General features: G+C 70.9%; 22 protein-coding genes. 6 read left to right on the plus strand and 16 right to left on the minus strand.

From position 1 onward, the window contains the following. Position 1: 1 nt before the first annotated feature. From SNE35_RS13625 to SNE35_RS13635, 3 genes are read right to left on the minus strand one after another with little or no spacing between them, the layout of a single operon-like run. Positions 2 to 874, minus strand: a complete 873-nt coding sequence (locus SNE35_RS13625) for a branched-chain amino acid ABC transporter permease (protein WP_320423459.1) — start codon at positions 872 to 874, stop codon at positions 2 to 4. 5 nt (positions 875 to 879) lie between these two features. Beyond that, on the minus strand, positions 880 to 1602 hold the full coding sequence (locus SNE35_RS13630) for an ABC transporter ATP-binding protein (RefSeq protein ID WP_320423460.1): 723 nt from the start codon (positions 1600 to 1602) through the stop codon (positions 880 to 882). Further along, on the minus strand, positions 1599 to 2357 hold the full coding sequence (locus SNE35_RS13635; protein WP_320423461.1) for an ABC transporter ATP-binding protein: 759 nt from the start codon (positions 2355 to 2357) through the stop codon (positions 1599 to 1601). Before SNE35_RS13635 ends, SNE35_RS13630 begins: the two co-directional genes overlap by 4 nt. Before the next feature lie 111 nt (positions 2358 to 2468). Here SNE35_RS13635 and SNE35_RS13640 point away from each other — a divergent pair, with 111 nt between their 5' ends. From SNE35_RS13640 to SNE35_RS13660, 5 genes are all read left to right on the plus strand, one after another. Continuing rightward, positions 2469 to 3365, plus strand: a complete 897-nt coding sequence (locus SNE35_RS13640) for a DMT family transporter (RefSeq protein ID WP_320423462.1) — start codon at positions 2469 to 2471, stop codon at positions 3363 to 3365. Positions 3366 to 3429: 64 nt separating this feature from the next. Continuing rightward, the gene (locus tag SNE35_RS13645; protein WP_320423463.1) at positions 3430 to 4305 is read left to right on the plus strand and encodes a PIG-L deacetylase family protein; all 876 of its coding nucleotides are present in this window, start codon (positions 3430 to 3432) and stop codon (positions 4303 to 4305) included. 2 nt (positions 4306 to 4307) lie between these two features. Beyond that, a complete protein-coding gene (locus SNE35_RS13650) occupies positions 4308 to 5288 on the plus strand; it encodes a succinylglutamate desuccinylase/aspartoacylase family protein (protein WP_320423464.1) in 981 nt (326 codons plus the stop codon). Positions 5289 to 5299: 11 nt separating this feature from the next. Continuing rightward, a complete protein-coding gene (locus SNE35_RS13655) occupies positions 5300 to 5947 on the plus strand; it encodes a DsbA family oxidoreductase (RefSeq protein ID WP_320423465.1) in 648 nt (215 codons plus the stop codon). A gap of 40 nt (positions 5948 to 5987) precedes the next feature. After that, positions 5988 to 6986 (plus strand): recombination-associated protein RdgC, encoded by a 999-nt coding sequence (locus tag SNE35_RS13660; RefSeq protein ID WP_320423466.1) that lies wholly within the window; start codon positions 5988 to 5990, stop codon positions 6984 to 6986. Between the two features lie 10 nt (positions 6987 to 6996). Here SNE35_RS13660 and SNE35_RS13665 read toward each other — a convergent pair whose 3' ends face one another. After that, positions 6997 to 7920 (minus strand): LysR family transcriptional regulator, encoded by a 924-nt coding sequence (locus SNE35_RS13665; RefSeq protein ID WP_320423467.1) that lies wholly within the window; start codon positions 7918 to 7920, stop codon positions 6997 to 6999. Between the two features lie 88 nt (positions 7921 to 8008). On the opposite strand from SNE35_RS13665, the gene mgrA reads away from it, so the two are divergent. Beyond that, positions 8009 to 9058, plus strand: coding sequence for an L-glyceraldehyde 3-phosphate reductase (mgrA, locus tag SNE35_RS13670; RefSeq protein ID WP_320423468.1), 1050 nt, complete (start codon positions 8009 to 8011; stop codon positions 9056 to 9058). Here the strand turns inward: mgrA and SNE35_RS13675 are convergent. From SNE35_RS13675 to cobO, 12 genes are read right to left on the minus strand one after another with little or no spacing between them, the layout of a single operon-like run. Then, the gene (locus SNE35_RS13675) at positions 9029 to 10360 is read right to left on the minus strand and encodes a cobyrinic acid a,c-diamide synthase CobB (protein ID WP_320423469.1); all 1332 of its coding nucleotides are present in this window, start codon (positions 10358 to 10360) and stop codon (positions 9029 to 9031) included. The two genes, mgrA and SNE35_RS13675, sit on opposite strands and share 30 nt — an antisense overlap. Position 10361: 1 nt before the next feature. After that, the gene (locus tag SNE35_RS13680) at positions 10362 to 10748 is read right to left on the minus strand and encodes a DUF1636 domain-containing protein (protein ID WP_320423470.1); all 387 of its coding nucleotides are present in this window, start codon (positions 10746 to 10748) and stop codon (positions 10362 to 10364) included. After that, positions 10745 to 11467 carry a vWA domain-containing protein gene (locus tag SNE35_RS13685; protein WP_320423471.1) on the minus strand — a complete coding sequence of 241 codons (723 nt, stop codon included), beginning with the start codon at positions 11465 to 11467 and terminating at the stop codon, positions 10745 to 10747. Before SNE35_RS13685 ends, SNE35_RS13680 begins: the two co-directional genes overlap by 4 nt. Then, positions 11389 to 12393 carry a magnesium chelatase ATPase subunit I gene (locus SNE35_RS13690; protein WP_320423472.1) on the minus strand — a complete coding sequence of 335 codons (1005 nt, stop codon included), beginning with the start codon at positions 12391 to 12393 and terminating at the stop codon, positions 11389 to 11391. Before SNE35_RS13690 ends, SNE35_RS13685 begins: the two co-directional genes overlap by 79 nt. Before the next feature lie 2 nt (positions 12394 to 12395). Further along, a complete protein-coding gene (cobN, locus tag SNE35_RS13695; RefSeq protein ID WP_320423473.1) occupies positions 12396 to 16154 on the minus strand; it encodes a cobaltochelatase subunit CobN in 3759 nt (1252 codons plus the stop codon). Further along, on the minus strand, positions 16154 to 17200 hold the full coding sequence (gene cobW / locus SNE35_RS13700; protein WP_320423474.1) for a cobalamin biosynthesis protein CobW: 1047 nt from the start codon (positions 17198 to 17200) through the stop codon (positions 16154 to 16156). Before cobW ends, cobN begins: the two co-directional genes overlap by 1 nt. Positions 17201 to 17209: 9 nt before the next feature. Beyond that, on the minus strand, positions 17210 to 18223 hold the full coding sequence (locus SNE35_RS13705) for a FecCD family ABC transporter permease (RefSeq protein WP_320423836.1): 1014 nt from the start codon (positions 18221 to 18223) through the stop codon (positions 17210 to 17212). A gap of 2 nt (positions 18224 to 18225) precedes the next feature. Continuing rightward, on the minus strand, positions 18226 to 19176 hold the full coding sequence (locus tag SNE35_RS13710) for an ABC transporter substrate-binding protein (RefSeq protein WP_320423475.1): 951 nt from the start codon (positions 19174 to 19176) through the stop codon (positions 18226 to 18228). Beyond that, on the minus strand, positions 19173 to 19958 hold the full coding sequence (locus SNE35_RS13715; protein ID WP_320423476.1) for an ABC transporter ATP-binding protein: 786 nt from the start codon (positions 19956 to 19958) through the stop codon (positions 19173 to 19175). The genes SNE35_RS13710 and SNE35_RS13715 overlap by 4 nt, the downstream gene beginning before the upstream one ends. Next, complete coding sequence (locus SNE35_RS13720) at positions 19955 to 20788, minus strand: ABC transporter substrate-binding protein (protein WP_320423477.1); 834 nt, start codon at positions 20786 to 20788, stop codon at positions 19955 to 19957. Before SNE35_RS13720 ends, SNE35_RS13715 begins: the two co-directional genes overlap by 4 nt. Before the next feature lie 7 nt (positions 20789 to 20795). After that, positions 20796 to 22913, minus strand: coding sequence for a TonB-dependent receptor (locus SNE35_RS13725; protein ID WP_320423478.1), 2118 nt, complete (start codon positions 22911 to 22913; stop codon positions 20796 to 20798). Between the two features lie 16 nt (positions 22914 to 22929). Further along, the gene (gene cobO / locus SNE35_RS13730) at positions 22930 to 23499 is read right to left on the minus strand and encodes a cob(I)yrinic acid a,c-diamide adenosyltransferase (protein WP_320423479.1); all 570 of its coding nucleotides are present in this window, start codon (positions 23497 to 23499) and stop codon (positions 22930 to 22932) included. Positions 23500 to 23523 lie beyond the last annotated feature (24 nt).

Here is a 23523-nt window from a genome sequence, read left to right on the forward strand (position 1 = left end):
CTCAGACCCTGGTCACGTGCACGCGGCCGAACAGGCCTTGCGGCCGGATCACCAGCACGCCGACGATCAGCACCAGCGCCACCGTCAGCTTCAGCTCGGTGCCCAGCAGCATGCCGACGACGTTCTCCAGCACGCCGACGATGAAGCCCCCCAGCACCGCGCCGCCGGGGCTGTCGATGCCGCCCAGCAGCGCCGCCGCGAACGCGTACAGCAGGATGCCGGACATCATGTTCGGCTCCAGGAACACCGTCGGTGCGATCATCATCCCGGCCACCGCCCCGATCGCACCGGCCAGGCCCCAGCCCAGCGCCAGCATCCAGCCGACGCGGATGCCCACAAGCCGGCTCGACTGCGGGTTCTGCGCCGCGGCGCGCATCGCCAGGCCCAGCGGCGTGAAGCGGAAGAACACGAACAGCAGCGCCAGCACGACGAGCGTGATCGCGATCGAGCCCAGCTCGTGCGAGGACACGTAGGAGTTGCCGAACGGCGGCTCGGCCGGAAACGGGCTCGGAAAGGGCTGGATCGCGTAGCCGAAGATCCAGCCCGCGATGCTGTTGAAGATCACCAGCAGGCCGATGAAGACGATCACCACGGCCAGGATGGGCGCGTCGTCCACCAGGCGCACGATCAGCCGCTCGACCAGCACGCCCAGCACGAAGGCGCCGGCCGCTGTGATGAAGAAGGCCGCCCAGTACGGCACGCCGGCCTGCAGCAGGCTCCAGCAGATGTAGGTGGCGAACATGGCGAGCTCGCCCTGCGCGAAGTTCACCAGATGCGTGGCCTGGTAGATCATCACCAGGGCCAGCGCCATGCTGGCATAGATGCCGCCGGTGGCAAGGCCCGCGATGACCTGATGCAGGAGCACGTTGCCCATCGCCATCAGCTCCCCAGGTAGGCGCGGCGCACCGCCTCGTCGCCCGCGACCTGCGTCGCCGTGCCAGTCATCACGACCCGGCCCGTCTCCAGCAGGCAGGCCTGCTGCGCCAGGCGCAGGGCCAGCGCCGCGTTCTGCTCGACCAGCAGCATGGCCATGCCCTCCGTCCTGTTGATGCTCGCGAGGATCTCGAACAGCTCCTGCACGATCAGCGGCGCGAGGCCGAACGAAGGCTCGTCCAGCAGCAGCAGGCGCGGCCGCAGCATCAGCGCGCGCGACACCGCCAGCATCTGCTGCTCGCCGCCCGACAGGGTGCCGGCCTGCTGGCGCCGGCGCTCCTTCAGCCGCGGGAAGTAGCCGAACACGCGCTCGTAGTCCTGCGCCACCTGCGCCTTGTCGCGCCGCGTGTAGGCGCCCAGGCGCAGGTTCTCGTCGACGCTCAGCTCGGCGAAGGTGCCGCGCCCGTCGGGCACGTGGGCTACGCCCAGGCGCACGATGCTTTCGGTCGGCAGCGCCTCGATGCGGCAGCCGTCCAGCGTGATCTCGCCGCGCGTGCGAGCGAGCATGCCGCAGACGGCCCGCAAGGTCGTCGTCTTGCCGGCCCCGTTGGCGCCGAGCAGGGTCGTCACGCCGCCGCGCTCGACCTTGAAGTCGATGCCGTGCAGCACCTGCGTGGCGCCGTACTGCGCATGCAGGCCGCGCACTTCGAGCAGCGGCGCCTCGTTCATGGCGCGTTCCCCAGATAGGCCTTCACCAGCTCGGCGTCATGCCGCACCTCATCGGGCGTGCCATCGGCAATCTTGCGTCCGAAATTCAGCGCCACGACCTGGTCCGAGATCCGCATCACCAGGTTCATGTGGTGCTCGACCAGCAGCAGGCTCAGCGAGAGGCGCTCGCGGATGCCGCGCAGCAGCTCCATCAGGCCGCCCACCTCCTCGTGATTCAGCCCGCCGGCCGGCTCGTCCAGCAGCAGCAGCTTCGGCCGGCTGGCCAGCGCGCGGCCGAGTTCCACGCGCTTGAGCGTGCCGAAGGGCAGGTCCGCCACGCGGCGCCCGGCCACCGGCCCCAGCTCCAGCAGCTCGACGATTTCGTCCGCCTGCGCCGCCAGCGCGCGCTCCTGCGCCCTCACCCGCGGCAGGCGCAGCGCATGGGCGACGAAGCCGCCGGCCGCGCGGCTGTGCGCGCCCAGCAGGATGTTCTGCCGCACGCTCATCGTGCGGAACAGCGCCAGGTTCTGGAAGGTGCGTGCGATGCCCAGCGCGGCGATGCCGTGAGCCGGCGTGCGCAGCAGCGAGCGGCCTTCGAAGAGAATGTCGCCCTCGTCGCAGCGATACAGGCGAGAGAGGCAGTTGAACAAGGTCGTCTTGCCCGCGCCGTTGGGGCCGATCAAGCCCACGATGCGGCCCGCCGCCGCGCTGAACGAGACCCGATCCAGCGCAGTGATGCCACCGAAGCGCACCGTCAGGTCGCGCACCTCCAGCATCGGGGCAGGATGCGTGTCGATGGCCGTCTCCTCCAGCTCGTTCTTTTGTAAAGCAACGTTAACGCGACCGCCGACGCTTCCTATCGGTCCTTTCCCTATGATCCCTGCCCGATGTCCGAAGCCCTCACCAAGCCCCACCCTCCGCTGCTCGCCTATGGCTGCCTGGCGCTGAGCACCACCATCGTCGGCAGCTACCTGGGTCTGTCCAAGCTGCTGGTGCTGGTGTTCCCGGTCTTCCTGCTGGCCGGCCTGCGCTTCGGCATCGCCGCGCTGATGATGCTGGGCTGGCTGCGCAAGGGCCCGGAGGAGGCACCTCTCGACGCGCGCTCGCGCTGGCTACTGTTCGTGGAGTCCTTCCTCGGCAACTTCCTGTTCTCGATCTGCCTGCTGTTCGGGGTCAGGCAATGCTCGGCCGTGGCGGCCGGCGTGATCATGGCCGGCATCCCGGCAGCGGTGGCGCTATTGAGCTTCGTGCTGCTGCGCGAGCGGATCGCACCACGCGTGCTGCTGGGCATCGCGCTGGGCGTGGCCGGCATCGCGCTGGTGGCGCTGCACAAGGCCGACGGCGCCTCCGGCGGCGGCACGACGCCGCTGGGCGCGCTGCTGCTGGTCGGCGCGGTGTTCTGCGAGGCCAGCTACGTCGTCATCGGCAAGAAGCTCACCGCGCATCTGAGCCCGAAGCGCATCAGCGCGCTGATCAATCTATGGGGCCTGGTGCTGGTCGCGCCTTTTGCCATCTGGCAGGGCATCAGCTTCGACTACGCCGCCGTGCACGCCCCGATGTGGGCGCTGCTGCTGTTCTACGCCGGCGCAGCCAGCATGCTGACCGTCTGGCTCTGGATGACCGGCCTGAAGCGCGTGCCCGCGGCGCGGGCCGGCGTGTTCATGGTCTTCCTGCCGATCGCCACCGGCCTCGTCGGCCTGCTGCTCGGCGAGACGCTGAGCCTCACGCAGGCGCTGGCCTATGCGATGGCGCTGGCCGGCGTCGTGCTGGCCACCACGGCATAACTTCAGAACGAAAAGCTATGGCCCGCGGCGCCGGCCGCCCGACCCCTTGACCTACGATCTCGCGATGCTCCCTCCCCCACTGATTCCCGACCACCCGCTGAGCGATGCCGAAGACCTGGCCCGCTGGCAGGCCTGGGTCGCCCGCTTCGCCGAGATGCTCGGCGCGCCGGCCACCGCACCGCCCAAGCTGGAGCCGCAGACCGGCGGCCATTGCCTCGTCTTCGCCCCGCATCCGGACGACGAATGCATCGTCGGCGCCCTGCCGCTGCGCCTGCAGCGCGAGGCCGGCTGGCGCGTCACCAACGTCGCCGTCACCCTGGGCAGCAACAAGGCCCGCCGGGCCGAGCGCTGGGCCGAGCTGGAAGCCGCCTGCGCCGTGCTGGGCTTCGCCAACATCCGCCTGCGCGAGGACGGCTTCGAGACCGTCAAGCCCGAGACCGCCGCGCAGCAGCCCGCGCTGTGGGCCGAGCAGGTCCAGGCCGTCGCCGCGCTGCTGAAGGCCGAACGGCCGGCGCTGATCCTGCTGCCGCACGAGCACGACGGCAACGCGACGCACATCGGCGTGCATCAGCTGGTGATGGATGCGCTGGCAGCCGCAGGCGTTCAAACAGTGGTCGCCCAGACCGAGTTCTGGAGCACCCAGCCGGCGCCGAACTGGATGGTCGAGACCTCCGCCGCCGACACCGCACGCCTGATCCAGGCCCTGGCGCGTCACGTCGGTGAAGTGCAGCGCAACCCGTACCACCACCGCCTCCCCGCCTTCATGGCCGACAACGTTCGCCGCGGCGGCGAGCTGATCGCCGGCGCCGGCAGCGCGGTGCCCGACTACGCCTTCGCCACGCTGTACCGCCTGAGCCTGTGGCGCGACGGCCGCGAGCATGAGCTGCCGGCACGCCTGTGCCCGGCCAGCCTCGCATTGCAAACCTCCTGGTTCCTGTGAACATGACGACTCACCCCACCCACCTGCGCCTGCACCAATTCGCCGGCTTCCAACCTGGCCCGAAGCTGCTCGTCTCGGCCGCCGTGCACGGCAACGAGGTCAGTGGCATCGCCGCGATCCGCCGCGTGATCGAGCAGCTCGACAGCGGCGCGCTGACCTTGCTCAAGGGCAGCGTCACCTTCATCCCCGTCGTCAACGAACTGGCGAACCGGCTCGGCCGCCGCGAAGGTGACCGCAACCTGAACCGCAACATGCGGCCGCCGGTGATCCCGCAGGATTTCGAGGACCGCATCAACACGCAGCTGTGCCCGCAACTGGCCGCTTGCGACGTGCTGCTGGACCTGCACTCGTTCCAGGGCCAGGGCAAGCCCTTCGCGATGCTGGGCCCGCGCAACAACGACGGCGCGCTGGAACCCTTCATGCACGCCGAGGCCGAAGGCCGGCTGGCGCTGAGCGTGGGCACCGAGCGCATCGTCGAGGGCTGGCTGTCGACCTACGCCCTGGGCCTTGCGCGGCGCGCGGAGCGCACCGGCGATGGCTCGCGCCGCGCCAGCCTGCAGCAGGACCCGCACTACGGCGTCGGCACGACCGAGTACAAGCGCTCGCAGCGCGGCTACGGCATCACGCTCGAGTGCGGCCAGCATGCCGACCCCGAGGCGCCCGAGTTCGCCTACCAGGCGATCCTGCGCGTGATGGCCCTGCTGGGCCTGATCGCCCCCGAGGCCGCGACGCCGCGGCCGGCCGGCAAGCCCGAACTGCTGCAGCTCTACGAAGTGATCGACCGCGAGCACGAGGGCGACAGCTTCGAGCACGCCTGGGCCAGCTTCGACGAAGTCACCAAGGGCCAGCGCATCGGCACCCGCGCCAGCGGCGAGCCGGTGCTCGCGCCGGACGATGGCCGCATCGTCTTCCCCGCCGCCAATGCCACACCGGGCTCGGAGTGGTTTTACCTGGCGCGGGCAAGCGATCGACAAATCGGCTAAGGTCCTGCCTCATGAAGATCGATTTCGTTTCCGACGTTTCCTGCCCCTGGTGCATCATCGGCCTGAAGTCCCTGGAGCAGGCGCTCGAGCGCTTGCCCGAGCTGAAGGCCGAGCTGCACTTCCAGCCCTTCGAGCTGAACCCGAAGATGGGCCCCGAGGGCCAGGACATCGAAGAGCACCTGGCGCAGAAGTACGGCGCCAGCGCCGCGCAGACGCAGGCCTCGCGCGAGAACATCCGCCAGCGCGGCGAGGCGCTGGGCTTCCGCTTCGACATGGGCGCCCGCAGCCGCATCTACAACACCTTCGACGCGCACCGCCTGCTGCACTGGGCCGGCACGCTGGGCGCCGCGCAGCAGCGCGCGCTGAAGCTGGCGCTGTTCGATGCCTACTTCAGCCGTGGCCTGGATCCGTCGGACCACGCGGTGCTGGTGAAGATGGCCGGTGAAGCCGGCCTCGACATGACGGCAGCACAAGCGGTGCTGGACGACAGCCAGGCCTACGCCAGCGACGTGCGCGAGGCCGAGGCCTTCTGGCAGCAGAACGGCATCAACTCCGTGCCGGCGATCATCATCAACGACCGCCACCTGATCCAGGGCGGCCAGCCGCCCGAGGTGTTCGAACGCGCGCTGCGTCAACTGGCGGAACAAGAGACAGCCTGAGTCACAATCGCGCCCTTGTTTTGATGCGCGACTGACCCGGATGTTCAAGAACCTGACCGTTTACCGCCTGGGCGCCGACTGGCAGCCCAGCCGCGAGGATGTTGAAACCGCACTGGCCAAGGGCCAGTTCCTGCCCTGCGGCCCCAGCGAGCCGCTGGCCGTGGGCTGGGTGCCGCCGCGCGGCATCGAGCATGCGCCGCTCGTCGAGGTGATCGACGGCCACCTGCACCTGAAACTGCAGATCGAGTCCAAGGTGCTGCCCGGTTCCGTCGTCAAGGAGCGCGTGGACGAGATCGCCGCCGAGATCGAGGAGCAGACCGGCCGCAAGCCCGGCAAGAAGGCGATGAAGGACCTGAAGGAGCAGGCGACGCACGAGCTGCTGCCGCTGTGCTTCAAGAAGCGCAGCGCCGTGCGCATCTGGATCGCGCCGGCCCAGCGCCTGCTGATGATCGACGCCTCCAGCCCCGCGCGCTGCGAGGAGGTCGTGAGCCTGCTGGTGAAGACGCTCGACGGCATGGCCCTGCACCTGGTGCAGACGGCCGAGGCGCCCTCCACCTGCATGGCCGCCTGGCTGATGGACGGCGTGCCGCCCGAGGGTTTCACGATCGACCGCGAGTGCGAGCTGAAGAGCGAAGACGAGATGAAGTCCGCCGTGCGCTACGCCCGCCACGCGCTGGACATCGACGAGGTGCGCCAGCATCTGCAGGCCGGCAAGCGCCCGACCCGCCTGGCCATGAGCTACAAGGACCGCGTCAGCTTCATGCTGACCGACACCTTGCAGCTCAAGAAGATCGCCTTCCTGGACCTGGTGTTCGAAGGCCACGAGAAGGTCGAGAAGGACGAGCAGTTCGACGCCGACGCGGTCATCGCCAGCGGCGAGCTGGGCGAGCTGATCCCGGCGCTGATCGAAGGCCTGGGCGGCGAGCACGACTTCTTCGCTGCCGGTGCGGCGCTCGCCGCGACAGCGGCACCCGCGCCTGCAGTGGACGCGCCGGCCGGCGAAGCCCCGGTGCTGGCCGAAGCCGCGCCCTGGGACTGATTCAGCCCCCTTACTCGGGCTTCCCACCCAGGGTCTGCGCGACCCGCCGCATCGCATCGACCAGCGGGCGCAGCCCCGGTGTCGATTGGCGCCGGCTCGCGTAGTACATGCACAGCGGCGCGCCGACGCAGACCCAGTCCGGCAGCGCCAGTTCCAGCGCGCCGGAGGCCAGCTGCGCCACCACCCGCGCCTCCAGGCAGTAGGCCAGGCCGATGCCGCGCAGCGCCGCGTCGACCTGCGCATCGCTGTCGTTGACCCGCATCGGGCCGGGCACGTCGATACGCACCTGCCCCGGCTCGTTGCCCAGCTCCCAGGCATAGGTCGAGTTGTCGCCGATACGCACCTGGATGCAGGAGTGCCGGTACAGCTCGTCCGGCGTTGTCGGCCGGCCGTGCGCAGAGAAGTAGGCCGGCGAGCCCACCACCACCCAGCGCAGCGGCGGCGTCAGCGGCACGGCCACCATGTCCTTGGGTACCGTCGCCCCGTAGCGGATGCCGGCATCGAAGCCCTCGGCGACGATGTCCACCATCCGGTCCTCCACCACCACCTCCAGATGCACCTGCGGCGAGCCGGCGAAGAAGTCCGGCAGCGCGGGGCTCACCAGCAGCAGCGAGGCATCGCGCGGCACGTTGATGCGCAGCCGGCCGACCGGCTCGCTGCGGTGCGAATCGAGCGCGTCCAGCGCCGCGCCGATGGTGTCGAAGCCGCGCGCCAGCGCCTCGGCCAGATCCTCGCCGGCCGCGGTCACCGACACGGAGCGGCTCGTCCGGTGCAGCAGCCGCACTTCGAGCCGTGCCTCCAGCTTGCGCATCGCATGGCTCACGGCGGAGGTGGTCAGCCCCAGGTCCAGCGCGGCCAGGCGGAAGCTGCGGCGGCGCACGATGGTCAGGAATACGTTCAGGTCGGCCAATTCACTGCGGCTCGGCAGGGGCATGTGCGGCGCTCAATGGTTCGTTGAATGCAGCTCAACACTGTCCGTTGAACAATCAACGATGTCAAACGACCACCCGAGAACAACACCGATGGATTACTTCGCCGACCCCGCCCGCTACGACGGCCGCATGCCCTACCGCCGCGTTGGCCGCAGCGGCCTCACCCTGCCGGCGATCTCGCTGGGCCTCTGGCAGAACTTCGGCGGCACCGACGTCTTCGAGACCGGCCGCGCGATGCTGCGCCGCGCCTTCGACCGCGGCGTCACCCACTTCGACCTGGCCGACAACTACGGCCCGCCCAAGGGCTCGGCCGAGGAGAACTTCGGCCGCTGGTTCGCGCAGGACTTCAAGCCCCACCGCGACGAGCTGATCATCTCCAGCAAGGCTGGCTGGGACATGTGGCCCGGCCCCTACGGCGGCCCGACCGGCTCGCGCAAGCACTTGATCGCCAGCTGCAACAACAGCCTGCGCAAGATGGGCCTGGACTACGTGGACATCTTCTACTCGCACCGCGTCGATCCGAACACGCCGATGGACGAGACCATGGGCGCGCTGGCCCAGTTGCACCGCGAAGGCAAGGCGCTCTACATCGGCATCTCCTCGTACTCGCCGGAGCTGACGCGCCTGGCCGCGGCCATGCTGAAGGCCGAGGGCGTGCCGCTGCTGATCCACCAGCCGAACTACTCGATGCTCAACCGCCGCATCGAGCACGGCCTGCTGGAAGTGCTGGGCGGCCTGGGCGTCGGCTGCATCGCCTTCTCGCCGCTGGCCCAGGGCCTGCTGAGCAACAAGTACCTGCAGCCGACCCTGCCCGACGGCAGCCGCGCGACCCGCGCCGGCTCGCTGCCCACGACGATGATCAGCGAAGAGAACCTCGCCCGCGTGCGCGCCCTCAACGCGATCGCCGAACGTCGCGGCCAGACGCTGGCGCAGATGGCCATCGCCTGGACGCTGCGCGATCCGCGCGTCAGTTCATCGCTGATCGGCGCGCGCACCGTCGAGCAGCTCGACAACTCGCTGGACGCGCTGAAGCGCCTGGACTTCAGCGCCGAAGAGCTGGCCGAGATCGACCTCCATGCCAAGGAAGGCAGCGTCGACCTCTGGGCCGTCTCACAGGACCTGACCGGCCTGCCCGGCTGAGTTGCTCCCGAGGAAGGCCGCGATGGCGGCCGGGTTCGACGGGAAGTAGTGGTGCACATAGCTGGCCCGCAGGCTGCCGTGGGTGTACAGCGCCTCGGCCGTGGACCCGCCGCTCGGATGGGTGGCGCGGGCAACGGGCTGCAACGGCGTCTGCATCGTCGAATGGTGGAAGCTGTGGCCGCGCAGCGGTCCCTCGGGCCAGTCGATCTGCTGCAGGCCCAGCGCCGCCAGTCGCGTCTGCATCCGGCCCTCGCCCGGGATCAGCCCGGCCATGCGGTGCGTGCGGCCCTCCAGGTCGGTGAGGCTGTCCAGCAGGGCCAGCATGCCGCCGCACTCGGCCAGCAGCGGCCGGCCCGCTTCCAGGTGCGCGACCAGGGCTGCGAAGAAGCTCTCGTTCGAGGCCAACGCCTGCGCATGCAGCTCCGGGTAGCCGCCCGGCAGCCACAGCGCATCGCAGGGCGGCAGCGGCTCACCAGCCAGCGGTGAGAAGGTCAGCAGCTCGGCACCGAGGCGGCGCAGGCAGTCCAGGTTGGCGGGATAGATGAAGGAGAAGCAGGCATCCCGCGCCACGGCCACGCGGCGGCCGGCCAGCGGCGTCGCGCCGGGAGACTCGACGGGAGCCGGCTCGATGCGGGCCAGGTCGAGGCTGTCCAGGCCCACGCCGGTCTCGCTCGTGGCCGCATCCCATGCGTCGGCCCAGCCATCCAGCAGCGCGTCGATGCCGGGCAGCTCCATCGCCTGCACCAGCCCCAGATGGCGCGCCGGCAGGCGCAGCGCCTCGGCGCGCGGCAAGGCCGCCAGCAGCGGCAGCGTGGCCGGTAGCGCCTCGGCCACCATGCGCGCATGGGCCGCCCCGGCGATGCGATTGGCGACGACCGCACGCACCGCAATGTCATCGCGAAAACGCTGCAGCCCGGTCGCCACGGCGGCCAGGGTCTGCGCCATCGCCGAGCCATCGATCACCACCAGCACCGGCAGGCCGAAGGCGGCGGCGAGGTCGGCGCTGCTCGGCGCGCCGTCGAACAGGCCCATCACCCCTTCGACCAGGATCAGGTCCGCCTCGGCCGCAGCTTCCGCCAGCAGCGCGCGGCAGCCTTCGAGCCCCACCATGAACAGGTCGAGCTGGTAGACCGGCCGGCCGCTGGCACGCTCCAGCACCATCGGGTCGAGGAAGTCCGGCCCCGTCTTGAAGACGCGCACCCGCTCGCCACGCCGCCGCGCGGAACGGGCGATGGCCGCGGTGACGCTGGTCTTGCCCTGGCCGGAGGCCGGGGCGCTGATCATCAGGGCGCGGGCAGCCATCTCAGGTACCCAGCGGCGGCAGGCGCGCGAGGATGCCGCTGCGCAGGCGCTCCGGGCGTTCGTTGCGCAGCAAGGTGCCATCGGGGCTGCGGGCGTGCAGCGCGGCGCAATCGAGCAGTTGTTCGGCAGTGACCTCGTCGTGCGCCAGATCGCCGAAGAGGTAGCTGTGCTTGCCCGCGGCCTGGAAGGCCACCGAGCAGACGCGGGTGCAGATGCTCAAGCAGTCGACGCCGCGCACGCGGACCTGGGCGTAGCGCCCTTCGTCGTCCTGCAGCTGCGCTACCTGCGCGGCTTCGAGCAGTTGCTCGCCGGGTGTCGCTTGCGAGCGGTCGGTGCCGGCCGGGCGGCAGCTGGTGCAGATGATGAGTTCGGTGGTGGTTGTGGTCATGCTTGTCTTGGCGCGTGAAGATGGCGGGCGCCCCATTGGCGGGCCCAGGCGGCGCAGCGGCCGAAGGATCGGGTGGACGGTTCGAAGTCGACGATGACGATGTTCCCGGCGGCAGCCGGGGCGGCGGGCTGCTCCAGCGTGCGGCCGTCGCTGAGCAACCAGAGCCAGCAGTGCTGCGCGCCGAGCCGGGGATCGCGGCGCTGGGCCCGCAACAGCAGGCGCTCCGCCTCACGCAGGCCGGCCGCCAGCGGCGTGCCGCCACCGCCGCCCAGTTGCCGGACGCGCTGGCCGCCGGCCGCGCGCGCCGGCGACGGCGCCAGGAGCAGCTCGACGCCGCTGCCGCCGAAGCACAGCAGCGCCACCTGTTCGCCCGCCCGCGCCGCCTGCTCGATCAGGCGGGCGGCATAGCCCTTGGCCAGGGCCAGGCGGCCGCCCTGGCGCATCGAGCCGGAGGTGTCCAGCACGATCAGGTGCAGGTGCGGCGGCTGCTCGTTCACCGGGCGATGGCGCAGGTGCTCGCGCCGCAGCTGGCTCGGCCCCTTCGCGACGAGCGTGGGCAGCCACGCGATGGCGGCGCCCGCGGCCGGCTGGCGCCACCGCCGGCCGCCGCGTCCGGGTTGGAGTTGGCGGCCGGGGTGGCTCAGGCTTTTTTTGGTGGCCAGGCTCCGGTCGAGAGCACGCGGGTCGTGCCCACCGGCTCGGGCGGCAGCGCGCCCCAATCGCCGTCATCGTCGGCCGGGGCGGGCTTGCTGGAGGGGGCCGGCGCAGGCATCGGCGGTTTCGCGGCCTGCGGCGCGGGGGCGGCGCGTTCGCTGCGCCGATGGGCCAGCGCCAGCTCCGCCACCGCATCCACGTCGGCGGGCGTCACGGCGCCCTGCCCTTGCAGCGCAGCCAGCGCGCGTGCCGCGCGCAGCATCACGAGGTCGGCGCGCATGCCGTCGACCCCGGCCGCCAGCGCGGCCTCGGCGGCGCGCGCCAGCACCTCGTCGGACCAGCCCAGGCCTGGCAGCGCCGCGCGCGCGGCCACCACCTGCTCGCCCAGGCGCGCCAGCTCCGGCGCGTGCCGATCCAGCAGCGCCTGCGGGTCTTCGTCGAAGGCCAGACGCGTGCGCAGGATGGCCTGGCGCAGGGCCGCGTCGCGCGGGTTCTCCAGCACCACCGAGAGGCCGAAGCGGTCCAGCAACTGCGGCCTCAGCTCGCCCTCCTCCGGGTTCATCGTGCCGACGAGCACGAAGCGCGCCGCGTGCTGCTGCGAGATGCCGTCGCGCTCGATCGTGTTGACGCCGCTGGCCGCCACGTCCAGCAGCGCATCGACCAGCGCATCGGGCAGCAGGTTCACCTCGTCGACGTAGAGCACGCCGCCGTGCGCCCGCGCCAGCAGGCCGGGCTTCAGCCGCACGCGGCCGTCGCGCAGCGCGTCTTCCAGATCAAGCGTGCCCACAAGTTGCTCCAGGCTGGCCGCCAGCGGCAGGGTCACGAAAGGCGCCTGCGGCAGCATCGCGGCCAAGGCGCGAGCGGCGGTGGACTTGGCAGTGCCGCGCGGCCCGCTGACCAGCACGCCGCCAATGGCGGGATCAACGGCCGCCAGCAGCAGCGCGCGCTGCAGTTCCGGCTGGCCGACCAGGGCGGTGAAGGGGAATGTCATGCTCAAGACTCCAGGCGCTGTTCCAGCGCCAGCAGGTGTTCTTCGATGCGTTCGCGGTGATCGCCCGGCTCGGCCCACAGGCCGCGGTCCATCGCTTCCAGCAGGCGCTCGCCGACGCTCTTCAGCGCCAGCGGGTTGTGCTGCTGCATGAACTCCCGCGTTGCCGGATCGTGCAGATAGGCATCGGCCACCATCGCGTACTGGTGGTCGGCCACGGTGCCGGTGGTGGCGTCGAAGGCGAACAGGTAGTCCACCGTCGCGGCGATCTCGAAGGCGCCCTTGTAGCCGTGGCGCTTGACGCCCTCCAGCCACTTCGGATTGACGGCACGCGAGCGCACGACGCGGGCCAGTTCCTCGCCCAGCGTGCGGATGCGCGGCGCGCCGGGCACGCTGAAGTCGCCGTGGTACAGCGCCGCCGGACGGCCGGCCAGCTGCTCGACCGCCACCGCCATGCCGCCCTGGAACTGGTAGTAGTCGTCGGAGTCGAGGATGTCGTGCTCGCGGTTGTCCTGGTTGTGCAGCACCGCGTCCAGTCCGCTCAGGCGCTGCTCGAAGGCGCCGCGCGCGGCCTTGCCGTGCTCGTCCTGCCCGTAGGCGAAGGCGCCGGCGCGCAGATAGGCCTGGGCCAGGTCGGCCCCGCCGCTCCAGCGTCCGCTGGCCATCAGCTCCTGTAAGCCGGCGCCGTAGCCGCCGGGCCGCGGGCCGAACACGCGCCAGCTGGCCTGGCGTTCGGCGTCCTCGGGGGTCAGACCTTGCGCCTGGGCTTCGGCCGCCTCGCGCCGCACCCGCGCGCGGATCGGGTTCACCTCGTCGGGCTCGTCTTCCTCGGGAATAGCGGCCACGGCGCGCACCGCGGTGTCGAACAGGTCGATCACGTTCGGGAAGGCATCGCGGAAGAAGCCGGATACGCGCAAGGTGACGTCCACCCGCGGCCGGTTGCGGATCGACATCGGCAGCAGCTCGATGTCCACCACCCGCGTGCTGCCGGCCGCCCACTTGGGCCGCACGCCCAGCAGCGCGAAGGCCTGGGCGATGTCCTCGCCGCCGGTGCGCATCGTGCTGGTGCCCCAGACCGACAAGCCCACCGAGGCGGGGAAGCTGCCGTGGTCCTGCAGGTGGCGCTCGATCACGCGCTCGGCGGCGGCGCTGCCCATCGAGTAGGCCGTGGGCGTGGGCACGGCGCGCGTGTCCACCGAATAGAAGTTGCGCCCGGTGGGCAGCACGTCGGGCCGGCCGCGCGAGGGTGCGCCGCTCGGGCCGGCGGGCACGAAGCGCCCGGCCAGGCCGCGCAAGAGCTGTTCGACCTCGTTCGGGCCGCAGGCATCCAGGCGCGGGGCCAGCGTCCGGCGGATGCGCTGCAGCACCGGCGCCGTGTGCGGCCAGTCATCGGGGGCTAGGTCCTGCCACTCATCCACCAGACGCGCGGCCAGCCGTTCGAGCCGCTCGCGCAGATGGCCCAGGTGGCGCCAGGGCTCGTCGCCCATCGCCTGCAGCGCCGGCGGGCGCGGGCCGGTCCAGGGCTGGGCCCAGTCCGGGCTCAGCACGTCGACCTCGCCGAGCTGCAGGTCCTGCGCCAGCGCCGCCAGCAGGCTCTGCTGACCTGCTCCCTTGCCGCCCGGGAAGCGCGCCAGCGCCACCAGCGTGTCGGTGCGCTGCCGGCCCTGCGGCGAGCGGCCGAGGATGTGCAGCCCGTCGCGGATCTGCGATTCCTTGATCTCGCAGAGGTAGGCGTCCAGGCGCTGCAGCATGGCTTCGCGGGCGGCGTCGTCGGCCGGCCGTACGAAGCCCAGCTCCTGGTGCAGGTTCTCCTTCAGCACGCGATCGAGGATGTCGGCCCGCAGGCGCCTCGCGCGGCGCGGGTCCAGCGACAGCGCCTCGTAGTACTCGTCCATCTGGCGCTCCAGCGCCTGCAGCGGGCCGTAGGTCTCGGCGCGGGTCAGCGCGGGCATCAGGTGGTCGATGATCACCGCCTGCGTGCGCCGCTTGGCCTGGCTGCCCTCGCCCGGGTCGTTGACGATGAAGGGGTACAAGTGCGGCAGCGGGCCGAGGATGGCATCGGGCCAGCAGGCGGCGCCCAGTGCCACGCTCTTGCCGGGCAGCCATTCGAGATTGCCGTGCTTGCCCACGTGCACCACCGCGTCCACCGCGAAGACGCGGCGCAGCCAGAAGTAGAAGGCCAGGTAGTTGTGGGCCGGCACCAGGTCGGCATCGTGGTAGCTGGCGACGAGGTCCAGGTCACGTCCGCGCGCGGGCTGGTTGCCGACGAAGACCTGGCCGTAGCGCTGGCCGGAGATCATGAAGCGACCGGCGCGCACCATCGGGTCCTGCTCGGGCCGGCCCCATAGCGTGTTGACGGCCTGTTGGTTCTCCACGGGCAAGGCGCTGAAGTCGGCCAGGTAGTCGGCCATCGACAAGCTCTGCGCCGCGGCGCGCTCGTCGTTGGCGTCGAGGTTGTTGGTGATGCCGCGCGTCAGGTCGGCCATCAGCGCGTCGCTGTCGGGCGGCACGGCGCCGGTGGGATAGCCCGCCTCGCGCAGCGCCTGCAGGATCAGCACCGTGGAGGCCGGCGTGTCCAGCCCGACGCCGTTGGCCAGGCGCGAGTCGTCGTTCGGATAGTTGGCCAGCACCAGGGCCACGCGCTTGTCCGCGGCGGGCTTGTCGCGCAGCAGGCACCAGCGGCGCGCCAGCTCGGCGACGAAGGCGATGCGCTCGGGCTCGGGCTGGTAGCGCACCACGTCCACCTCGGTGCGCTCGCAGCGCCGCTCCAGGCCCTTGAAGCTGATCGCGCGGGTACCGATGCGGCCGTCGACCTCGGGCAGCACGACCTGCATGGCCAGGTCCCGCGGCGCGAGGCCGTGTGGGTCCGCCAACCATTGGTCCTGGGCGCATCCGGCCGTGATGAGCTGCAGCACGGGGGCGTCGCCGGCCAGGGCGAACGGCGCCTCGTCTCCACCTTCCAGCGAGGAGACCGCGAAGCTCGTGGCGTTGAGCACCACGGCCACACCGTGTTCGCGCGCCAGCGCCTGCAGCAGCGCCAGGCTGGCCGGGGTCTTCAGCGAATCGACGGCCAGCGCCAGCGCGTTCAGGCCGGCCTCGGCCAGCGCCGCCAGCATCGCGTCGAACACCGCCGTGTTGCCGGCCTGCAGATGGGCGCGGTAGAACACCAGCAGCGCCGTGGGGGCGCCGGTCTTCCAGGGCGGGGCTTCCTTCGGCTGGTACTGCAGCGCCGGCGGCAGCGGCACCGGTGCAGCCGGCCGGGCGCCGCGGCCGAACGCGGCGTGGCCAATCAGCGCGAAGAAGTTCTCTGCATTGGCGCGGCCGCCTTCCCGCAGGCAGTGCCACAGGTGGCGGCAGTCCTCGGCCGGCGCGGTGCTGCGCATCAGCAGTTGCAGGTCCTCGCCGAAGTCGCCGGAGAACATCGCCAGCCACTGGCCGCGCGCACCGGCCAGGCTCATCGCCTGCTCGACCAGGTAGGCCCAGTCGCTGGGCGCGCCGAGGTGGTCGATGATGACGACGCGGGCATGGCGCAGCACGTCGTCCACGTACAGGTCGGTGCTGGCGGGCTGGCGCAACCACATCAGGTTGGCCAGGCGCACCGCGGGGTAGTCGGCATCGAGCCCCGCCGCCACCTCGGCCAGCAGCGACAGCGTGGTGTCGGCCGCGCTGAGCACGACGATGTCGCCCGGCGTCTGCTCGATACGCACGACGCCCTGGCCGTCGTCCTCGACGTGGCCTCCGGGTCGAGTCGACAGCAGATGCATCAGGCCAGCGCTTCGGAGAGTTCGCGCTGCAGCACGGCGCCGTCCAGGTGATCGCCGATCAGCACCAGGCGCGTGCTGCGCGCCTCGCCGGCCCGCCAGGCGCGGTCGAAGTAGCTGTCGAAGCGCTGGCCCACGCCCTGCACCACCAGGCGCATCGCCGCGCCCGGCAGCGCCACGAAGCCCTTGGCGCGGTAGATCTCGTGGCGCTGCACCAGGGCGACCAGTGCGCGCTGCAGCTTCTCGCGGTCGCTGACGTCCAGCGTCACCGAGACCGAGTCGAAGGCGTCGTGGTCATGGTCCTCTTCTTCGTCGTGATGCGTCTTGCGCTGGTCGATCACGTCCTCGACCGCGCGCTCCAGGCCCAGCAGCACCTCCGGGTCGATGCGCCCATGCTGCGCATGGACCAGCTTCACGCCGGCCGGCGTCTCGGCGCGGATCGCGGCCTCCACGCCCTGCAGCGCGGCGGCGTCCATGCCATCGGTCTTGTGCACGATCACGAGATCGGCCGTGGCGAGCTGGTCTTCGAACAGCTCGTGCAGCGGCGAGTCGTGGTCGAGGTTGTCGTCGGCGCGGCGCTGCGCGTCGACGGCCACCGGGTCGTCCGCGAAATCGCCGGCGGCCACGGCCGGCGCATCGACCACCGTGATCACCGAATCGACGGTGAACACGCTGCGCAGCGCCGGCCACTGGAAGGCCTGCACCAGCGGCTTGGGCAGGGCCAGGCCGGAGGTCTCGATCACCAGATGGTCGATCTGGTCGCGGCGCGCGGCGAGCTGTTCCATCACCGGCGCGAACTCCTCCTGCACCGTGCAGCAGAGGCAGCCGTTGGCCAGCTCGAACAGCTGGCCGTTCTCCTCGCCCTCTTCGTCGCAGCCGATGCCGCAGCCCTTCAGCAGCTCGCCGTCGATGCCCAGCTCGCCGAACTCGTTGACGATGACGGCGATGCGGCGTCCCTTGGCGTTGGTCAGCAGGTGGCGCAGCAGGGTCGTCTTGCCGCTGCCCAGGAAGCCGGTGACGATGGTGGCGGGGATCTTGCGGGTTTGCATGAGAGTTCCTTATTCAGCGTGAACGAAGAGGTTGCGCATCACGAACAGCGCGCCGACGCCGGCGGTGACGATGCCCACCGGCAGCTCCTGCGGCGCCAGCACCGTGCGGCTGAGCAGGTCGCTCAGCAGCAGCAGGGTGGCGCCCATCAGCGCGGACAGCAGCAGCACGCCGCGGTGCAGCGCGCCGGCCAGGCGGCGGGCCAGGTGCGGCACCATCAGCCCGACGAAGCCGATGACACCGGACACGGCGACGAAGCAGGCCGTGGCGAAGGCGCAGGCGATGAAGACCTGCACGCGCAGGCGCTGCGGATCGATGCCCAAGCTGTGGGCGGTGTTCTCGCCGGCCAGCATCGCGTCCAGCGCCGGCAGCCGGCGCCAGGCGAAGACGGCCAGTGCCAGCAGGCCGGCCAGCGGCACGAAGAGGCTGTCCCAGCGCGCGGCGCCGAGGCCGCCCATCGTCCAGTGCAGCACCGACTGCGCGGCGCGCTGGTCGCCCAGGAAGATGAAGTAGTAGGTCAGCGCGGTGAACAGGAAGGAGACCGACAGGCCCGCCAGGATCATCTGCTCCGGCGCATGGCTGCGGAAGCGGCGCAGCAGCAGCAGGACCACGGCCGCCGAGGTCATGCCGCCGGCGAAGGCGGCCAGCGGCAGTGCCCAGATGCCCATCGCGGAGGCCAGTTCACCGCTCAAGGTGATCACCGCCACCGCGCCGGCGGCGGAGCCGGACGAAAGGCCGAACAGGAAGGGATCGGACAGCTCGTTGCGCGTCGTCGTCTGCAACAGCGCGCCGACCAGGGCCAGGCCGGCGCCCACCAGCACGGCCAGCAGCGTGCGCGGCATCCGCAGGTCCAGCACGATGCGGTCCGTCATCGACCAGCCCGTGGGGTCGGCATGAGCCAGCAGCACCTGCAGGCTGTGGCCCAGTTGCGCCAGGCTCACCGGCGTGGCGCCGACGACGACCGAGGCGGTGGCGACGCAGGCCAGCGCCAGCAGCAGGCCGGGGGCGAGCGCGCGGAGCTGCATCGTCACGGCTTAGCCCCAGCCATGGCCGCGGCCATCTTCTCCATCGCCTCGATATTGGCCGGCCCGGGCGTCAGCTCCTCGTAGCGCAGCGCCACATAACGGCTGTTGCGCACGGCATCGGTGTGCTGCATCAGCGGGTGCTGGCGCAGGAACTGCATCAGGCGGGCGGCGCCGCCGTCGTTCTGGTAGTCCAGCAGCACGAGGAACTGCGGATTGCGCGCGGCCACGGCCTCCCAGGAGACGCTGGTCCAGCTGGAGTCGACGTCGTCCATGATGTTGCGGCCGCCGACGGCTTCCATCATCGCGGTGGGCATCGCGAACTTGCCGGCCGTGAGCGGCTTGTCCTCGCCCGAGTCGTACAGGAACATCCGCAGCGCCGGGCCGCCGGCGGGCTTCGCCAGCCGGGCCACGCGCGCCTTCCATTCCGCCACCTGAGCGCGCGCCTGCGCCTCCTTGCCGAAGATGGTGCCGAGCTTGATGTAGTCGCCGTACAGCAGCTCCAGCGAGGCGCGCGGACGGCTCTTGTCCACGTGGTTGCAGCTTTCGCTGAGCACCAGGGTCGGGATGCCGTAGCGCTGCAGGATGGCCGGCGTCAGGTCGCCGCCGACGCTCATGCCGTAGTTCCAGCCGGCGAAGAAGAAGTCCGGATTGGCGGCCAGCACATTTTCAAGGCTCGGCTGCTTGGCGGCGATCTCGGGGATGCTGCCCAGCGCCTGCCGCAGCCCGGGGCGCGACTTGTACCAGCCGGTGATCCCGCTGACGCCCACCATCTGCTTCTGCAAGCCCAGCGAGAGCGCCATCTCGGTCATGTTGAGGTCGTGGATCAGCGCGCGCTTGGGCGGCGCGGCGAAGGTGAGCTTGGCGCCGCAGCTGTCCACGGTAACCGGGAAGGTCTGGGCCTGCGCGGCAGCGAACATGGCCAGCCCCAGCAGCAGTGCGAAGAGTTGCTTCATGACGATCGAACCGGTTCGGGGGCTTCGAAGACGGCCACGGGCCGCGCGCGATCCGGCAGCGGCAGGTGGAACACGTCGATGTCGAAATGGCCGCGCACCAGCTCCGGCGTGAACACCCGGGCCGGCGCGTCGTCGGCCGCGACCCTGCCCGCGTCCAGCAGCAGCACGCGGTGAGCGAAGCGCTGCACCAGGCTCAGCTCGTGCAGCGCGGCGATCACGGTCACGTCCAGCGCGGCGAGCAGGTCCAGCATGTCGGCGCGGGTGCGCAGGTCGAGATGGTTGGTGGGCTCGTCCAGCAGCAGCACGCGCGGCTGCTGGGCGATCACGCGGGCGATGACGGCGCGTTGCAGCTCGCCGCCCGACAAGGTGCCGACGCGGCGGTCCTGCAGCGCCGTGAGGCGGCAATGCGCCAGCGATGCGTCCACCACCTGTGCGCTCTCGCAGGGCGGGGCCGCCGCATGCGGGATGCGGCCCAACGCCACGTAGTCGCGCACGCGCAGCTGGCCGTGCGCCTGCTCGTGCTGGTGGACCACGGCGATCTGCCGCGCCCGCTGCGGCCCCGGCAGCGCGGCGAGGTCGAGCCCGCCGAGCAAGACCTGGCCCCGCGTGGGCTTCAACCGCCCGGCCATCAGCCGCAGCAGGCTGCTCTTGCCGGCGCCGTTGCGGCCGACCACGGCCAAGTGCGTGCCGAAGGGCACCGACACCGAGACCTCGTCCAGCACCGCCCTGCCCTGCAGCTGCAGGGAGGCCGAGTGGAGGTCAAGCGCGGGCTTCATCGTCATTTCGCCGTCGGCAGCGCCAGCAGGCAGTCGGCCAGCAGCTTCGCCGCCTCGCCCAGGCGCGGGCCGGGGCTGGCGATCAGCTCCCACTGCTCGGGCTCCAACATGCAGACCTGCTGCCGGCGCACGGCGGGCAGCGCCGCCCAGCCGGGGCGGTCCGCCAGGTTGGAAAGGCTCGCAAGACTGGAACGGGGGCCGATGATCAGCTCCGGCGCGCGCCGCACGACCATCTCCGGATTGATCTTCGGGAACAGGCCCATCTCGCCGCCGACGATGTTGACCAGGCCCAGCCGCGCCACGGTCTCGCCGATGAAGCTCTTGTCGCTGGCCGCATAGGGGCCGGAAGCCACCTCGATGAAGACGCTGCGGCCGCGCAGCGCCGTGGAGATGCGGCGCGCCTGGGCGTCGATCTGCTCGTCGATGCGGCGCACCAGCTCGGCCGCCCGCGCGTCCTCGCCCAGCGACTGGCCCAGGGCCAGCAGCATGCGCTTCAGGTCGGCATGGGTGCGGGCGTCGAAGACCTGAAACGGCACACCCAGCGCGCCGAGCCGATCGGCCGCGCGGCTGCGCGGGCCCAGCAGCACCATGTCCGGCCGCAGGGTCACGATGCGCTCGATCTGCACGTCTTCCAGCCCGCCCACCTTGGGCAAGGCGGCCACGCCGCCGGGCCCGGTGGAGTAGCGGTCGGTACCGACCAGTTGCTCGCAATGGCCCAGCGCGCAGACCGCATCGGTCAGCGAGGGCGACAGCGTGACGATGCGCTGCGGCGCCGCCTGGAGCGGCGCGCCGGCCAGGCTGCCGAGCAGCCCGAGCGCGAACATGGAGGGCCTCATCGCGCGCTCAGAAGGACGAACGAACCGTCAGTTGCGCGTTGCGCCGCTCGCCCAGCAGCCACAGGTAGCTGTAGCCGGAGGTCGCGTAGACCTTGTTGGCGAGGTTGTTGACGCTCAACGTGACGCTGGTGGCCGGCGAGTACGCGAACGCGACCGAGCCGTTCAGCACCGTGTAGGACGGCAGATGGCCCTCGTTGGCGGCGTCGTACTGGACCTTGCCGACGTAGCGCGCCCCCAGCCCCAGCTTCCACTGCGACGCCACGCGCACCGTCGACCAGACATTGGCGGTGCGCTCGGGCACGCCGTAGGGCGTGTTGCCGGCGCGGGAGATCAAGCTGCCGTCGTCCTGCTGCTCGTCGAAACGGTCGTAGCGGGCGCGCAGCGCGGCGAGGTTGGCGTCGATGGTCCAGCCGCGCACCGGCTCCGCGCCGACGGCCAGCTCGATGCCGGTGGACGACTGCTTGCCGATCTGCTGCGTGAGGTCGGGGTTCAGCGGATCCTGCGAGTACAGGTGGTCCTTGACGATCCGGTACGCCGCCACGGTCCACTGGCCGCGAATGGCGGGTAGCGCGCCCTTGGCGCCGACCTCCACCTGGCGGCCGCGGGTCAGCTCGACATTCGTGGCGCCGGCCGGCAAGGTCAACGAACCGGTCAGCGGGTCGGTGCCGGTGCTGAACTGGCCGTAGACGGACAGCGCGCTGCTCGGCGACCAGACGGCACCGAGGCGGCCGGTGGTCGGCGAGTACTTCTGGTGCTGGTTGACCTTCGTGCGCAGGTTGTCGTACTCCAGCGACATCGACTCGCGGCGCAGCCCGGCCACCAGCTTCCACTGGGGGTTCAGGCTCAGCACGTCTTCGGCGAACACGGCGGTGTTGCTGAGCGCCGAGTGGCGGCCCGGCGCCGTCGGCGACAGGCTGTCGAACACGCCGGGCACAACCTTGTACGGGTCGACGACGCTGTCGCCGTCCACATAGGGCGAGTTGTTCGTGTGCAGCAAGGTCGTGCGGTACCAGTCCAGGCCGGCGACCAGTTGGTTCTTCAGCCCGCCGAGCGTGCCGCTGATGCTGAGGTCGGTGCGATTGCCGGTCTGCTTCTGGTCGTGCAGGATCTCCAGGAAGGAGTCGCGCACGACCTGCGTGCCGCTGTCGTCGAAGTAGTAGTCCTCGCTGTTGCGCCAGTGGCGCTTGGCCGTCAGGTAGTAGGTCTCGTTGTGCAGCTGCACGTCGTCGTTGACGCGGTACTCGACCTTGGCGCGCCACATATCGTCCTTGTAGCGGACCAGCGCGTTGCCGACGTTGAAGCTGGTGTCGATCAGGCGCTTGTCCACGCTGCCGTCGGGCAGCAGCGGCGTGCCGTAGTAGCGGGCATCGTTGTTGCGGCCGCCGTCCAGCGAGAGCGTGACGTTCAGGTCACGGCTCGGCCGCAGGCTCAGCGCCAGCGCGTAGTTCTGCCGCTCATAGGCGCTGTCGCGGCGCTCGCCGTCGCTCTTGCTCGCATCCACGTAGACCGAATAGGCCGCCACCTCGTTGATCGGCCCGCGCAGGCCGACGCCGCCCTGCACCGTGTTGAAGGAGCCGTAGCTGAGGAAGGCCTCACGCTCGGTGCGGTCGAACACCGGGCGCTTGGTCACGTAGTTGACGGCCGCGCCGATCGCGCCGTCGCCGTACAGCACCGAGGCCGGGCCCGAGAGCACGTCGACCGAGGCCAGCGGCCAGGTCGAGAACGGATAGGTCACCGTGCCGAAGGCGACGACCAGCCGCGTGCCGTCGATCATCTGCGCCACCGAGCTGTGGCCGGCGAAGCCGCGTGCGCTCAGCGAGCTGCCGCCGTTGCCGGGCTCGGGCGCCTGGCTGAGGCCGGGCAGTTGCACAGCCGCGTCTTGCGCGCGCGTGATGCTGCGCTCGGCGATGGCGTCGGCGTCCAGCGTGGCGATGCTCGCCGGCGTTTCCATCGGCGTCAGGCCCAGGCGTGAGCCGGTGGCCGAAGGCTGGTCCAGGCCCAGGCTACCCAGGCTCGTTGCGGTGACGGAGACGGTGGGCAGGGTGTTGTTGTTTTGCGCGCAGGCGGGCAGGCTCGCGCCCAGCGTGCCGATGGCCATGCCAAGGGCTGTCAGTTGGGTCTTCATGGGAACTCTCTATCGATCAGTCTTCGATGCCGCGTTGCGCGGGCACACCGGCCTTGAAGTGATGCTTGATCAGCGTCATCTCGGTGACCGTGTCGGCCAGGTCCACCAGCTCCTGCGGCGCACCACGGCCGGTCAGCACCACATGCACGTGGGCGGGGCGCTCGCGCAGGCAGGCCAGCACGGGCTCCAGCGGCACCCAGCCATAGCGCAGCGGGTACATGATCTCGTCCAGCACCACCATGAAGTGTTCGCCGGCGCGGATCGTGGCCTCGGCCTTGGTCCAGCCGGCCAGCGCCAGTTCGGCGGAGTGGTCCAGATCGCGGCTCTTCCAGCTGAAGCCATCGCCCAGGCCCTCGATCGGAATGCCCAGTTGCTCGAACAGCCGGTGCTCGCCGAAGCGGGCCGACGGCACCTTCATGAACTGGTAGACCTTGACCTTCTTGCCGCGGCCGTGCGCGCGCAGCGCCAGGCCGAAGGCGGCCGTGCTCTTGCCCTTGCCGGTACCGGTGTGCACGATGACCAGGCCACGGCGTTCGCCCTGCGGCTTCGGGGTATCGCGCAGGACCGGCGGAGTTTCGATTTCCATCGGAGAGTCTCTTCTGCAGAGGCC

The organism is Roseateles agri (assembly GCF_034043675.1).
Taxonomy (GTDB): domain Bacteria; phylum Pseudomonadota; class Gammaproteobacteria; order Burkholderiales; family Burkholderiaceae_C; genus KK5.

What these genes read in the sequence shown, in the direction of transcription:
- SNE35_RS13665 (WP_320423467.1), bottom strand. Translation starts at nt 7,920, where the DNA reads ATGCCCCTGCCGAGCCGCAGTGAATTGGCCGACCTGAACGTATTCCTG.
- SNE35_RS13645 (WP_320423463.1), top strand. Translation starts at nt 3,430, where the DNA reads ATGCTCCCTCCCCCACTGATTCCCGACCACCCGCTGAGCGATGCCGAA.
- SNE35_RS13705 (WP_320423836.1), bottom strand. Translation starts at nt 18,223, where the DNA reads ATGCAGCTCCGCGCGCTCGCCCCCGGCCTGCTGCTGGCGCTGGCCTGC.
- SNE35_RS13635 (WP_320423461.1), bottom strand. Translation starts at nt 2,357, where the DNA reads ATGCTGGAGGTGCGCGACCTGACGGTGCGCTTCGGTGGCATCACTGCG.
- cobO (WP_320423479.1), bottom strand. Translation starts at nt 23,499, where the DNA reads ATGGAAATCGAAACTCCGCCGGTCCTGCGCGATACCCCGAAGCCGCAG.
- SNE35_RS13715 (WP_320423476.1), bottom strand. Translation starts at nt 19,958, where the DNA reads ATGACGATGAAGCCCGCGCTTGACCTCCACTCGGCCTCCCTGCAGCTG.
- SNE35_RS13625 (WP_320423459.1), bottom strand. Translation starts at nt 874, where the DNA reads ATGGGCAACGTGCTCCTGCATCAGGTCATCGCGGGCCTTGCCACCGGC.
- SNE35_RS13690 (WP_320423472.1), bottom strand. Translation starts at nt 12,393, where the DNA reads ATGACATTCCCCTTCACCGCCCTGGTCGGCCAGCCGGAACTGCAGCGC.
- mgrA (WP_320423468.1), top strand. Translation starts at nt 8,009, where the DNA reads ATGGATTACTTCGCCGACCCCGCCCGCTACGACGGCCGCATGCCCTAC.
- SNE35_RS13680 (WP_320423470.1), bottom strand. Translation starts at nt 10,748, where the DNA reads ATGACCACAACCACCACCGAACTCATCATCTGCACCAGCTGCCGCCCG.
- cobN (WP_320423473.1), bottom strand. Translation starts at nt 16,154, where the DNA reads ATGCATCTGCTGTCGACTCGACCCGGAGGCCACGTCGAGGACGACGGC.
- SNE35_RS13655 (WP_320423465.1), top strand. Translation starts at nt 5,300, where the DNA reads ATGAAGATCGATTTCGTTTCCGACGTTTCCTGCCCCTGGTGCATCATC.
- SNE35_RS13675 (WP_320423469.1), bottom strand. Translation starts at nt 10,360, where the DNA reads ATGGCTGCCCGCGCCCTGATGATCAGCGCCCCGGCCTCCGGCCAGGGC.
- SNE35_RS13640 (WP_320423462.1), top strand. Translation starts at nt 2,469, where the DNA reads ATGTCCGAAGCCCTCACCAAGCCCCACCCTCCGCTGCTCGCCTATGGC.
- cobW (WP_320423474.1), bottom strand. Translation starts at nt 17,200, where the DNA reads ATGCAAACCCGCAAGATCCCCGCCACCATCGTCACCGGCTTCCTGGGC.
- SNE35_RS13720 (WP_320423477.1), bottom strand. Translation starts at nt 20,788, where the DNA reads ATGAGGCCCTCCATGTTCGCGCTCGGGCTGCTCGGCAGCCTGGCCGGC.
- SNE35_RS13630 (WP_320423460.1), bottom strand. Translation starts at nt 1,602, where the DNA reads ATGAACGAGGCGCCGCTGCTCGAAGTGCGCGGCCTGCATGCGCAGTAC.
- SNE35_RS13710 (WP_320423475.1), bottom strand. Translation starts at nt 19,176, where the DNA reads ATGAAGCAACTCTTCGCACTGCTGCTGGGGCTGGCCATGTTCGCTGCC.
- SNE35_RS13725 (WP_320423478.1), bottom strand. Translation starts at nt 22,913, where the DNA reads ATGAAGACCCAACTGACAGCCCTTGGCATGGCCATCGGCACGCTGGGC.
- SNE35_RS13660 (WP_320423466.1), top strand. Translation starts at nt 5,988, where the DNA reads ATGTTCAAGAACCTGACCGTTTACCGCCTGGGCGCCGACTGGCAGCCC.
- SNE35_RS13650 (WP_320423464.1), top strand. Translation starts at nt 4,308, where the DNA reads ATGACGACTCACCCCACCCACCTGCGCCTGCACCAATTCGCCGGCTTC.